Annotated in this window: 14 protein-coding genes; 7 read left to right on the top strand and 7 right to left on the bottom strand. The window is 53.4% G+C overall.

Translation table 11 applies throughout. From position 1 onward, the window contains the following. Window positions 1-19: 19 nt before the first annotated feature. Window positions 20-406, bottom strand: a complete 387-nt coding sequence (locus CRN96_RS12465) for a globin domain-containing protein (RefSeq protein ID WP_097042709.1) — start codon at window positions 404-406, stop codon at window positions 20-22. Beyond that, a complete protein-coding gene (locus CRN96_RS12460) occupies window positions 400-990 on the bottom strand; it encodes a CYTH domain-containing protein (protein ID WP_097042708.1) in 591 nt (196 codons plus the stop codon). The genes CRN96_RS12465 and CRN96_RS12460 overlap by 7 nt, the downstream gene beginning before the upstream one ends. 261 nt (window positions 991-1,251) lie before the next feature. Between CRN96_RS12460 and yjbM the strand changes: the two genes are divergently transcribed. From yjbM to fabI, 4 genes are all read left to right on the top strand, one after another. After that, entirely contained in the window at window positions 1,252-1,872 is a 621-nt protein-coding gene (gene yjbM / locus CRN96_RS12455; RefSeq protein ID WP_097042705.1) for a GTP diphosphokinase, read from the top strand. Window positions 1,873-1,893: 21 nt separating this feature from the next. Continuing rightward, window positions 1,894-2,697, top strand: a complete 804-nt coding sequence (locus CRN96_RS12450; RefSeq protein WP_097042702.1) for an NAD kinase — start codon at window positions 1,894-1,896, stop codon at window positions 2,695-2,697. Between the two features lie 18 nt (window positions 2,698-2,715). Further along, a complete protein-coding gene (mgtE, locus tag CRN96_RS12445; protein ID WP_097042700.1) occupies window positions 2,716-4,095 on the top strand; it encodes a magnesium transporter in 1,380 nt (459 codons plus the stop codon). A 142-nt stretch (window positions 4,096-4,237) separates the two neighbouring features. Next, the gene (gene fabI / locus CRN96_RS12440; RefSeq protein ID WP_281254138.1) at window positions 4,238-5,011 is read left to right on the top strand and encodes an enoyl-ACP reductase FabI; all 774 of its coding nucleotides are present in this window, start codon (window positions 4,238-4,240) and stop codon (window positions 5,009-5,011) included. 436 nt (window positions 5,012-5,447) lie between these two features. On the opposite strand, the gene CRN96_RS12435 is transcribed toward fabI, so the two are convergent. After that, entirely contained in the window at window positions 5,448-5,960 is a 513-nt protein-coding gene (locus CRN96_RS12435) for a YjcG family protein (RefSeq protein WP_097042696.1), read from the bottom strand. Between the two features lie 72 nt (window positions 5,961-6,032). After that, window positions 6,033-6,758 (bottom strand): alpha/beta hydrolase, encoded by a 726-nt coding sequence (locus tag CRN96_RS12430; protein WP_097042693.1) that lies wholly within the window; start codon window positions 6,756-6,758, stop codon window positions 6,033-6,035. A gap of 179 nt (window positions 6,759-6,937) precedes the next feature. Here CRN96_RS12430 and CRN96_RS12425 point away from each other — a divergent pair, with 179 nt between their 5' ends. Next, window positions 6,938-8,047 (top strand): AI-2E family transporter, encoded by a 1,110-nt coding sequence (locus CRN96_RS12425; protein ID WP_097042691.1) that lies wholly within the window; start codon window positions 6,938-6,940, stop codon window positions 8,045-8,047. Window positions 8,048-8,098: 51 nt separating this feature from the next. Here CRN96_RS12425 and CRN96_RS12420 read toward each other — a convergent pair whose 3' ends face one another. Genes CRN96_RS12420 through CRN96_RS12410 form a run of 3 tightly spaced genes read right to left on the bottom strand, consistent with a single transcriptional unit; the run spans window position 8,099 to window position 11,165 of the window. After that, window positions 8,099-9,673, bottom strand: coding sequence for an ABC transporter permease (locus CRN96_RS12420; RefSeq protein ID WP_097042689.1), 1,575 nt, complete (start codon window positions 9,671-9,673; stop codon window positions 8,099-8,101). After that, window positions 9,670-10,551 (bottom strand): ABC transporter ATP-binding protein, encoded by an 882-nt coding sequence (locus CRN96_RS12415; protein WP_097042686.1) that lies wholly within the window; start codon window positions 10,549-10,551, stop codon window positions 9,670-9,672. The genes CRN96_RS12420 and CRN96_RS12415 overlap by 4 nt, the downstream gene beginning before the upstream one ends. After that, window positions 10,548-11,165 (bottom strand): TetR/AcrR family transcriptional regulator, encoded by a 618-nt coding sequence (locus CRN96_RS12410; RefSeq protein WP_097042684.1) that lies wholly within the window; start codon window positions 11,163-11,165, stop codon window positions 10,548-10,550. Before CRN96_RS12410 ends, CRN96_RS12415 begins: the two co-directional genes overlap by 4 nt. Before the next feature lie 123 nt (window positions 11,166-11,288). Here CRN96_RS12410 and CRN96_RS12405 point away from each other — a divergent pair, with 123 nt between their 5' ends. Further along, window positions 11,289-12,023, top strand: coding sequence for a peptidoglycan DD-metalloendopeptidase family protein (locus CRN96_RS12405; protein ID WP_097042682.1), 735 nt, complete (start codon window positions 11,289-11,291; stop codon window positions 12,021-12,023). 102 nt (window positions 12,024-12,125) lie between these two features. Next, entirely contained in the window at window positions 12,126-12,896 is a 771-nt protein-coding gene (locus tag CRN96_RS12400; protein ID WP_097042680.1) for a gluconate 2-dehydrogenase subunit 3 family protein, read from the top strand.

The following is a 12,896-nucleotide window of genomic DNA, read 5'->3' as shown; positions in this document are numbered from 1 at the left end:
ATCTCACTAATACGAAAACTCAGTCGGGTGTATTGACCATATGGTTGGCAGTCATCGTATACCTTTTGAATAAAAATTCCCTCAAATCTTCAGGGATCTCCACATCAAGCATGGCCTGGTACATATTTTCAAGCCACGCATCCCGGGCCGCCGGCGTGATGACGAACGGCATATGGCGCGCCTTCATCATCGGATGGCCGTATTCCTGGATGTAGAGGTTCGGCCCGCCGAGGAACTGCACCTGGAACAGTTTCTGCTTGAAGGCGGTCTCCTTGAAATCGCCGGGGAACAGGTGGTTGATGCGGTCGTCGCGTTCGACGTAGTAGTAGAAGCGGTCGACCATGGCGTAGAGCTTTTCGGTGCCGATCGCTTTATATGGGTTCGAGAGCGGGTTCTTTTTCACCATATTGCATCATCCTTCTCTTTTCTTAAAACACGGTAGAAACGTTCGCTTTTCGTCACTTCATCCCGGCGGTCGATGTCGTGTTTTTCCATCAGCCGGTTGAATATGGTTTCACCTTTATCGTAATCGCTGACTTCATATTCGATTTCATAGTCGGTCGTATCGAGATATGAACATTTATCAAGGACGAGCAGTCCGCCCTTATACTCCGTTTCACGGCGCTCGGTGGCGAGGCGCCCGTAGACTTTCAGGTCCTCCACCCGGATGCCGCGCTTTTCGATCTCATGGGCGATGACTTCCGGGATTTCCGACTCGCCGATATGTTTCATGCTGTCCAGATCATAATTTACTTCCGCATGGAATTCGAGCACACCTTTTATCGTCGGTGCCTTCAGTGTCATGACCTGCTTCCCGGAGGTGAGACGCACCCTGAGCAGCAGCGTATTGCGCCTCAGCTCAAGATCCGGGGTATCTATGTAATAGTTGACCAGCGAATGGCCCTCCACATTTTCAAAGAAAGTATCATACAGCGTACTATATTCATTTTCGTTCAGCAAATTTTTAAATTCAATCTCAAGTTCCGGCATTCTCTCACTCCTTATATAGTATTATCCGAAATTTAAAAACGGCTGTAAAGCAAACAGATTTAGGACATTATCAAAAGGATGGCGATATGGTAAAATTAAAAGCGTCAACAGTGGGTGCGCACCCGCCCCCGGGGCGGAGTGTGAAGCGCGCACTGCAAAATGTTATACTGGATTTGACCCGGGCATGCCTTTGCCGGCATGTCCTCTGTTGGAAGCATTGAAATTCAAATATCCGGACCAGATATAAATGGAGGCGTTTAGATGGATGGATGGGATAAATTTCTTGCGCCCTATCAACAAGCTGTGGAAGAGCTTAAAATCAAGCTCAAGGGGATCCGCAAAGATTATCAGCTGAACCGCCAATACTCGCCGGTCGAGTTCGTGACCGCCCGGGTGAAGCCGGTGCAGAGCATCATTGAAAAAGCGAATACCCGCAACATCCCTTACGACAGGCTGCGTGAAGAGATGTACGACATTGCAGGCATCCGCATCATGTGCCAGTTCGTCGACGACATCGAAATGATCTGCAGCCAGATCCGTCTGCGCGAGGACATGGAAGTCGTCGAGGAAAGGGATTATGTGGAAAACACGAAGGAGAGCGGCTACCGCTCCTACCACCTGATCATAAGGTACCGCGTCGAAAGCATCGACGGGCCGGTCCATATACTTGCAGAGCTCCAGATCAGGACGCTCGCCATGAATTTCTGGGCGACGATCGAGCATACACTGAACTATAAATATTCCGGGGAATACCCGCCCGAGATCAAAAGGCGCCTGCAGAACGCTGCGGAAGCGGCCTATCTGCTGGACCAGGAAATGTCCGAGATCAGGGAAGAGATACAGGATGCACAAAAATACTATTCCAAGAAACGCAACATTTAGAGTATGAAAGGAGGGCATTTCATGAGATTTGTCATCGTCTCCAAAGGGGACACGAAATCGAACGCCTTGAAAGACCGGATGCTCCACTACATGGCCGATATGGGGATGGAGCATGATGAGAAGGATCCGGAAATGGTGATCTCGGTCGGCGGGGACGGCACCCTGCTGCAGGCCTTCCACCGCTTCCAGCACCTGCTCGATACGGCGTCCTTCGTCGGCGTGCACACCGGGCACCTCGGATTCTACGCGGACTGGCTGCCGCATGAAGTGGAGCGGCTGGTCATATCGATCCAGAATGACGAATACCAGCTGATCGAATATCCGCTGCTCGAAATCATCATCACATACGAAAATTTCGGGACGGAATCACGCTACCTCGCGCTGAACGAGTCGACGCTCCGCACCGAGGACGGCACGACGCTCGTCAGCGACATCGATATACGCAACCAGCACTTCGAACGCTTCCGAGGGGACGGCATCTGTGTCTCGACCCCGTCCGGTTCGACCGCATACAATAAAGCCCTCGGCGGCGCGATCATACATCCGTCGATCGAGGCGCTGCAGCTGACCGAGATCGCATCCATCAACAACAGCGTGTTCAGGACCGTCGGCTCGCCGCTCGTGCTGCCGAAACACCATACGACCCAGGTCCACCCGGTCAACAGCGAAGTGTACAAAATGACCGTCGACCACATCAACCTGGTACATAAAGGTGTGCGCCAGATCCAGTTCAGGGTGGCGGATGAAAAGGTGAAGTTCGCAAGATTCAGGCCGTTCCCGTTCTGGAAACGGGTCCATGATTCATTCATTTCAGACAGAAATTAACTTTAGGGGGTGGGCCGGATGCCGGAGATTGAAGAGATGACAGAGATAGAAATTGAATATGATGCATTGCTCACCCAGCTTCGGGACAATGATATAGACGGCTTCAGGGAAGACTTCCTCGATCTGCACGCGTATGAGCAGAGCGAGTTTTACCTGGGCCTCGATGAAGCGGACAGGGACCTCCTGTACGAGATGCTCTCACCGGAAGAAGTCTCGATGTTCTTCGATACGATGGAAATCGATGATGACGATAGCTACGACGCACTGTTTGAGACGATGGATTCCCGCTATGCCGCGGTGATGATCGGAAAGATGCAGTACGACAACGCCGCAGATATCTTGAACGAATTGCCGAAGTCGAAAGTCACGACGTTCCTTGCATTGATGGACAGGGAGGATGCGGCACAGATCCGCAGCCTTTTGAACTATGAGGAAGACACGGCCGGCGGTATCATGACGACGGAATTCGTGAGCCTCGCCTCGACGATGACCGTCCGGGAGGCCATGCGCCATCTGAAGGAAGTCGCGAAGTTCTCAGAGACGATCTACTATGTGTTCATCGTCGACGAGCGGCGGAAGCTCGCAGGCATCATGTCCCTCAGGGAACTGATCGTCGCGGATGATGATGAGTACATCGGCGACATCATGAACGAGCGTGTCGTCTCGGTCCTCGTGTCGGACGACCAGGAAGGCGTCGCACAGATCATGCGTGACTACGACTTCCTCGCACTGCCTGTGCTGGATTACCAGGACCACCTCGTCGGCATCATCACGGCCGATGACATCATGGACGTCATCGACGAAGAGGCAAGCGAGGACTACTCCCGTCTTGCAGGTATGAGCGAGAGCGAATCCACCTCCGATACGGCGGTGGAGACCGCGAAGAAGCGGCTGCCGTGGCTGATCGGACTCACATTCATGGGCATGATCACGGCAGCCATGCTGTCGGTTTTTGAAGACACCCTCGCCCAGGTCGTGTTGCTTTCCGCGTTCATCCCCCTCATTTCGGGGATGGCCGGGAACACCGGCACACAGTCGCTCGCGGTCGCCGTGCGCGGTATTTCAACCGGTGAGATAAAGGAATCGAGTAAGGCGAAGATCGCCTGGCGCGAAATCGGATCCGGCTTCATCACCGGTCTCGTCTGCGGCCTCGTCATCTTCGTCGTCATACTGATGATGTACCAGGCACCGACACTTGGCCTCATCGTCTGCTTAAGCCTCGTCATCTCGATGACGGTGGCGACGCTGATCGGCACAATCGTGCCGCTCTTCATGGACAAGGTCGGCATCGACCCGGCGGTCGCGAGCGGCCCGTTCATCACGACGGCAAACGACATCATCAGCCTGCTCATCTATTTTGCGCTCGCGAACATGTTCATGGCATCGCTCCTCACCTGACGGGCGGGCGATCGTGGTTGTGATGGTTTTATTTTTTTAAGCGGGCGATCATGATAACTGTTGCATTTTAGTGTCATTATTAGTAAATTAGCAGTAGGTACTAATAACAAGCGATAAAAACATTCGTTTCAATAAAGGAGACTTGACCATGAATTTAGAAGGCAAAACTTATGTCATCATGGGTGTTGCGAACAAGCGCAGCATCGCATGGGGCGCAGCACGTGCACTGGACAGCATGGGTGCGAACCTCGTATTCACGATTCTGAACGAGCGTTTCCGCAGGGAACTCGACAAGCTTCTCGGAGACCTTCAGGGCGACCACCAGGTCATCGTCGAGTGCGATGTGTCGAAGGATGAGGAAGTCGAGCGTGCGTTCGACGAGATCAAGGAGAAGACGGGCGGCGTCGACGGTGTCCTCCACGCAATCGCTTATGCGAACAAGGATGAGCTGCAGGGCGGCTACAGCGAGACTTCACGTGAAGGGTTTGCGCTGGCGCTCGATATCAGTGCATACTCACTTGCGATCGTTGCGAAGCATGCGAAGAAGGCATTCAATCCGGGCGCGAGCCTTGTGACGATGACTTACCTCGGCGGCGAACGCGCAATGCCGAACTACAACGTCATGGGCGTTGCGAAAGCGGCACTCGATGCGAGCGTGCGCTACCTGGCGCTCGACCTCGGTGCAGATGGCTACCGCGTGAACGCAGTGTCCGCGGGCCCGATCCGTACACTGAGCTCTTCCGCAGTCGGCGAGTTCAAGACGATCTTAAAAGAGATCGAACAGCGCGCACCATTGAAGCGCAACGTCGACCAGCTTGAAGTCGGCAACGCCGTCGCCTTCCTGTTGAGCGACCTCGCTTCCGGCATTACGGGCGAAATCGTCCACGTCGATTCCGGCGCAAACATCATGGCATAATAATGAAAAATAAAACCGGTACCCTCGCGAGAAGCGGGGGACCGGCTTTTTTGATTTTGCAGGGGGGTTGGGTGTGCGTGCGGCCTCCATCGCTCATTGGGTTGCCTGGGTGAGCGATAGACGACTCCCATCGGTCACGTGAGTACTGGTTTGACCGATAGACGACTCCCATCGGTCAAGTGAATACTGGTTTGGCCGATAGATACTCCCCATCGGCCAAGTGAGTGCTGGTTTGGTCGATAGACGACTCCCATCGGCCAAGTGAGTGCTGGTTTGGCCGATAGACGCTTCCCATCGGCCAAGTGAGTGCTGGTTTGGCCGATGGGGGTGCCCAACAGCTCATCGCACGCACCGGGACGGTCCGATAAACCCCCGCACCCCCACAAAAAGCAAAAAACCCACAATCTTCATGATTGCGGGCGTAACTGATCGCTATTTATCCTTCACCGAGCCTGAATGTCTCGGAAACCTGCCACATGCCGTTTTCGAGCTGGTAGGCGAGGCTGATTTTGTTCACCGTTTCCTTATGATGGATGCCGGCCATGCTCAAGTGGCTGAATGTGTCCTCGAACTCCTGCGAAGTCGTACCCTGTGCGAGTGTGAAATGCGGGACGAAGGAGTGTTTATTCTCGCCGTAGAAGTCGCCGCTGTTCAGGGCATCATGTATTGAAGTCAAAGTTTCGTTCGGCTCGACCTTGAAATAAATCACCGGTGAAGTTGGTGCGAAGCTTGAAACTTTTTTGATTTCTATTTCAGTCGGCTGATGTTCTTTTGCGACCTGCTTCAAATATTTGACGATCTCTTCCTTTTCGCTTTCATCCGCTTCGAATTTCTCCTTCAGCGTAATATGCGGCGGGATGAGCGCATAATGCGGGTCATATCTTTTTCTGTAACTGTTCACTTTGTCCTGTAGTTCCTTTGATGGAAATAAAGCTACACCAAATATCATGGTAATTCCTCCCAATGTCATTTCTTCGGTTATTTCGATTATATCAGATTGTTCAAAAATTTCATACAGAAGTTAGGCCAGGTAATGCCTGAGCACCTGCTCAAGCTCCGGTTTCCAGGTCTTCCATATATGGCCGCCCTCGAGTTCACGGTATTCGTATTCAAGCGGCTCCGTTTCAAGAAGTTCATTCAACTTCCGGTTCGGTGTGAGGAAATCGGCCTGTTCACCCATGATGGTCTCAAAATCATCCTCTTCAAGTCCGATGGTATGATAGAGATTGAGCTGCATCAGATTCGGCTGGTTTTCAAAGCGTGCGATGAAGTCATCATCCACAAACGGGCTGAATGCCACCGCGTTCGGGAACGTGGTCGGATACTGGAGTGCCACGCTGAAGGCGAATGTGCCGGCGAGGGATTCCCCCATGAGCACCCGCGAATTGGCCATCTCCAAAGTCTTGAAATTGCTGTCGATCCATTTGATCAGCTCACGGCCGACGAAGGTCACCATGTTTTCATGATGTTCCCCGTTCGGACTGAAATAATGGTTCCGCCATTCGACGTCCGGATAGGGCACCCCGACGATGATCGACCGGTCGATCTCCTCATTTTCGCGCAGCTTCTGGTAAAGCCGCTCGATCTGGCCGTACTTGAAGAAATCCTGTGAATCGAATGTGATGATCACATTATACCTGTACAGATCACTGAAATTCTTCGGCAGATAATATTGTACTTCGAACGTTTCCCCGCACACCTCGGATTCGACTTCCGCGGTGTGGATCTTTCCTGCTGTCATATCCATGCTAACCCCTCCTTATGTAATATTGTAACAATTCCGACCCCGGATGAACATAGGGGTACAATATTGTTTATCCCCTTTATTTCATTAAACAAAACGGAAAGGGGAGGAAATGTTTTTTGAATACCGAAATTTTATGATACACTTTATAAAAATACTTACTAGTTTAAGGAGAAGTGCAGATGGCGAATAAAGCATGGTTTCAGTCAGGCGCGGCAATCATCATCACACTGTTGATCATAATGCTGGTCATTCAGGTGCAGGTGGTGTTCGAGCCGCTGTTCACAATTATTGCAACGATCTTCATCCCTGTATTGCTTGGCGGGCTGCTGTACTACATCACACAGCCGATCCAGAGCTTTTTGGAAAAGAGGAAAGCCAACAGGCTGACGGCGATCCTGGCGGTATTCCTGGTCGTCCTGATCGTGATCAATATACTCGTGATGGTCATCGTCCCGGTCATTTCCGATCAGATCCAGACCCTGGTCCAGCGCATGCCGGCACTGCAGCGTGAGTTCCAGAACATACTCGCATTCCTATCATCCCAGAGGGAGGAACTGCCGTTCGAGGTGGATGTTGAAGGGTTCACCCAGGATCTGCTCGACCAGAGTGGTGAAATCGTCAGCAACATCGCAAGCAACGCCATCTCCATCCTGACGAGTACGGTCAGCGTGATACTGACACTGGTCCTTGTGCCGTTCTTTTATTTCTTCATGCTGAAAGATCATGAGAAATTCGTCCCGGCGATGGTGTCGCCATTCTCAGGCGCTGTGAAGCAGTTCCTGACCGAGTGGTTGTACGATGTCGACCGCACGCTCCGTTCATTCATACAGGGGCAGGTGCTGGTCAGCTTCATACTCGGTGTCATACTCTACATCGGTTATACGATCATCGGCCTCGAGTATGCACTGCTCCTCGGGATGCTCGCACTCTTCCTGAACGTCATACCGTTCATTGGACCGTGGCTTGCATTCGCACCGGCAGGGATACTCGCCCTGATCCAGAGCCCGATCATGTTCGTCTGGGTTGCAATCATCACATTGATCGCCCAGCAGATCGAAAGCAACCTGATCACACCGAACGTCATGGGGCAGTCACTCAAACTGCACCCGCTCACCGTAATCGTCGTGGTGCTCGCTGCGGGGAACATCGCGGGCTTCATCGGAATGCTCGTCGCGATCCCGACATACGCCGTGATCAAGACAAGCATCCAGAACATCTGGCGCTACCGCAAGACGCTCCAGAACACACTCTTGACGGACGTCCAGCCGCATTTGAAAAAGCATGACTGACGAAAAAAGAACCCGGGCCGCAACAGCGGTCCGGGTTTTTCATGTTCAAAATCAGCCGAGGTCACGCTTCCTGTAAAGAAACAGCCCTGCGGCAAATAAAAGCACCGCAGCGATGAAGACACCGCCCGCAGAAACCCAGTCCATCTCATTGACCGGCACATTCTCCAAGTAATGGAACGGTGTTGCCATATGGAGTATCTCCGGCAGCTCGACCAGGTTCCCGAGGTATGCCACAAAGAACATATAGCCGACATAGAGCCAGATCACCTTGAACAATCCGTTCGACAGCCCGAGTAAGAGGACGCCGATGCCGACGGCCGCTGCAACGGCGGTGAAGTAGTTCAGGCTCGCAAGCATATAATCACCGAGCGTCACGCCGATATCATCCACATTCATGCTCGCAAGATGCATGCCGAGCGTCGTCAAGACCATGCCGAGGAGCGCGACGGCGAGACTGATCATCCAGTGCGTGACGAGCACCCGTGTACGCGAAAACCTGCTTTCAAGCGTCCCGGAATCTACCACTTCAAGCCGGGCCGAATTCTCCTCGCGCAGCACCCTGCCGATGATCATCACGGCCGGAATCGCCGTGATCACCGTCGTGATGATCAGTATCATATTGACGAAGAACATCACCGGATCATCGATGGCGCCCGCTTCGACGGCCGCCGAGAGCATTTCATTCCCGGAAATCATCTCCTCGAGATCCCCGAAAATCGAACCGTACGTCAGCCCGATCACGAACATGCCGGCGAGCCACGAAATGATCATCGTCCGCATGTTGCGGAGCGCAAGCCCCGGATACGAGCCGATGTTCCGCGTCCGCCTGTCGCCGCGCCCTTTCAGGTATGCGCCGCCGAGGTCCCTCCGGGAGAATAAAAACCATCCGGCCGCTGCGAAGACGGCGACCAGCAGGAACGGAAGCAGCCATGTGAAATCATTCTCGGCATACGGATACATCCGCGTCAGCCAGTTGTACGGCGAGATGACGGAGTAAGCCATATCGGCGACATCCGTGACCGCACGGTACAGGAACATGATGACAAGTATCGAAAGCGAGATCCCGAACGTCAGGTCGGCAGATGAAAGGATCGCGCCGAAGAACAGTGTGAGCATATAGAACAGCATGCCGAACAGCGCAAGCCCCGCACTGTAGAGCAGGTTCCCCTCATTATTGAACGACTCCAGGCCGAGGAGGGAGAGCCCTGCATAGTTGATGACAAAAGCAATCAGGTTGATCAGCACCCCGAGCATCACCTGGTTGGCGTAGAGCGTCCGCTTGCTGACGCCGCCGCTGATGAGGTATTCGGTGAGTCCGTCATCCTCTGCCTTCCTGCCGACGGAATTCGCGATCAGTATGCCGAAGATCCCGTGGAGAAGCGCCATGAAGAGCAGCATCTGATGGCTGAATGAAACGGCGGTCGTATACGCTGCATCCGGGAGCGGGCCGATGAGTGCGACCATCGCCGGGTTGTCAAGCGTCGCTTCGATCGAGCGCAGTTCCTCCTCTGTTGAGTACAGGCCGTCGAAGACCGGGGCAAAGCCCACAGACATGCCGCACAGGATGATGAGCCACATGATCACCCTGAAGCGGACCTGCTTTGCCAGAAGTTTGAAGTGGCTCATGATTTATCCTCATAGTAGCGCATGAATATGTCTTCAAGTTTGGGTGGCTCGGTGACGAGGTAGGTGATCCTGCACGCACTTATGTCCGACATGAAGTCCGCGACCTTGTCGTTGTCGACCATCAGATGGGTGTTTTTCCCCTCGGACCTGAAATCATGGGCATAGTTCTTCCCTTCAAGGAAGGAGAGGTCGTCCTCCGAAGACAGTATATATTCGATCCGTGTAATATGGCTGAGGTCTGCGAGCTTCCCGGTCTCTATGATCTTTCCTTCGCGTATGATGGCGATCCTGTCCGCGAGCTTCTCGACTTCTGACAGTATATGGCTCGACAGCAGCACGCTCTTGCCGGCATCGCGTGCGGCAAGGATCTCCTGGTGGAACACGCGCTCCATCAGCGGATCGAGCCCGGTCGTCGGTTCATCGAATATCAACAGGTCCGCATCCGACAGCAGCGCGCTGATCAGCGCGACCTTCTGACGGTTCCCCTTCGAATATGTCTTGCACTTTTTGCGGGCATCGAGCCGGAACTTTTCGATGAGCCGGTCGCGCATTTCAACATCCTTGAACCCGCGCATCTTCATGAAGAAGTTGATCACTTCCATCCCGGTGAGGTTCGGCCACAGGTTGACATCCCCCGGTACATAGCTGATGTTTTCGATGTAGCGCCTGCTTTTCTTTATGTCCCCGCCCTTGAAATAGATCGTCCCCGACGTCTCCTTCAAGGCGCCGATGATCATCCGTATCGTCGTCGACTTGCCTGCACCGTTCGGCCCGATGAAGCCGAAGACTTCGCCTTCCCGGATGTCGATGGACACGTTCTCCGCCGCCCGGACCTTCCCGAAATGTTTGGAGACGTTCTCCAGTGTCAGTATGCTCATTGATATTCCTCCTTGTAATAGAGTTTCTTCATCGCATCAAGATAGATTTCGAACTCCTCGAAGTATTTATTGAAATCACCGGCAGCTCGTGTCGAATCGTCCTCGATGTACTTCGAATAGCCGTCGAACGTCCACATGATGAGCTTCATCAACGTCTCATGGCCGATGTCATCCCTGAAGTAGCTGTAGTCGATGTCTGCATAGGCCGCCTTGTAGCCTTCAGTGACGAGCTTCTGCTGCAGCTCGCGGTACTTTTCCGGCACGGTGTCCTCAAGATAGACGTGCGATAAGAACATCGAAATTTCCGGATGCTTCTCATAATATGCATGCTTCCGCTCCGCAATCGCCGCCGAGCGCTCGATGAACCCCTGACGCGGCAGATCCCAGTCGAGCAGCTCCTCCTGCACTTTCTTCAGCGTATATTCCGTGCACGTGTAATAAACATCTTCCTTATTCTCGAAATAGTAGTACAGCATCCCCTTCGACATCCCGGCATCCTTCACGATCCTGTTGGTCGAGGCATCCTTGTAGCCGTAGTTCGCGAACTCATTCAGCGCGGCATTCAAAATCTCCGCCTGCCTTGCGGGATCCAGTTTCCTAAACGCTTCCTTCATATTGGACCTCCTTCATTGACCGGTATGGTCAATTACATATTACCCCATGTTGACCACTATGGTCAATAACTTTATTCACATTTTCTACGATATATGGAATATGACTTTTAAAGGGGAGATTATATGAATCCGATCGACTATCTCGTATCAAAAGGTTTCAGGGTCACGTCCGATCCGACGAAATATGCGTCGAAAATCTGGGGGAAGCGTGATTACACCGTGAACGGCCACAACTATGACAGCTACTGCGGCGGCTACCACCGCGCCTATGATTTGTCGAAACGTCATCTGGCGCCCGTCCCCTCGGTGTGCGACGGCGTCGTTTCAGCAGGCACGAAAGCATACGGCAACTTCGGCGGCACCGTGGTCGTTGCGAATAAAGAGCTCGGCATCCAGGTGATATACGGTCATCTGGCACGGAACTTACCCGTCAGGGTCGGCCAGAAGGTGAGGGCCGGCCAGACGGTCGGGCATCAGTCCAATACGAACAACCAGGGCGTCCATATGAACTCGCACCTGCATATCCAGTTCCAGAACTACGGCTTCATCCGCGGCGAGCGGAATTTCGTCTGCACGGGCATCGATCCGTTGAAACTGGTGCTCCATGATGTATGGCCTGAAAAGGGAAAGTTTGTTACGGACCGGCGGATCAACATGCGCACCTTCCCGAATCTGCAGGCGGGGCGTGCGGGCGTATTGCCTGCGGGGTCAGAGGTCGACTTCGACCGGCTGTATGCCGCAGACGGTTACTGGTGGGTGAGGATGAGATACAAAAAAGCAGTCCGTTTCATGGCAGTGGGACGGCGGAAAACGGGCAGCGCTTTCAGGAAAACGCCGCTTTGGGGAAATTTACTATAAAATTAGTAATATTCTTTCGATTTTCACTTTTAAATATATGCAGATGGTGTACAATAAAGTTATATTTATCAGAATAGTAAAACATGCAGGGGAGTGGGTTAAATGAGCAAGGATGAGAAACGTTTTTCCAGGCGTGATTTTCTGAAGACGACGGGCGTTGCGACGGGCGGCATACTCGGCGGATCGCTGCTCGGCGGGTTCATCGGCTACAACTTCGACCAGAGTCCGCCGGCCACCGAACCGGAGACGGCTGAACACGGTGAGGAGGCATCGGGCGGTGATAACCACCACACCGGCTACCTTTTCTTCACGAAGCACTCCGACAGGGAGACGATCGAAGCGGCGATGGAGCGCATATTCCCGGAGGATGACCTCGGACCGGGGGCTGCGGCACTCGGTGCGGCATATTTCCTGGACGGCCAGCTTGCGGGCGACTACGGCAGCAACACAAAGGAATATATGCAGGGTCCTTTCTATGAAGGATCTGCGACACAGGGGTACCAGTCGAGGCTGAACCGGCGCGAATATTTCACGCTCGGCATACTGAAGCTGAATGAGGTGGCAAACGAGGAGCATGATGCGGACTTCAGGGCACTCGAGCCGGAACAGATGGACGAGATCCTCACGCTTTTCCAGGAAGGGGAAGTGGACATGGGGGTGCCGGCCCATACAGCGACGGCGCCGGAATTTTTCGGGCTGCTCAGGACCGCGACGCTCGAGGGGGTTTATTCCGACCCGATCTACCGTGGCAACCGCGGCATGGAAGGCTGGAAGATGAAGAACTTCCCGGGCCACCAGATGGCATACATCGAACAGATCGACGACGGGGAGTTCCATGAAATAGATCCGCAGTCGGTCGCTGAAGGACATTAA

The sequence above is a fragment of the Salinicoccus kekensis genome (genome assembly GCF_900220995.1).
Lineage (GTDB): Bacteria > Bacillota > Bacilli > Staphylococcales > Salinicoccaceae > Lacicoccus > Lacicoccus kekensis.
Note: the sequence above shows the minus strand (reverse complement) of the source record. Positions and strands in the feature narration are given on the sequence as shown.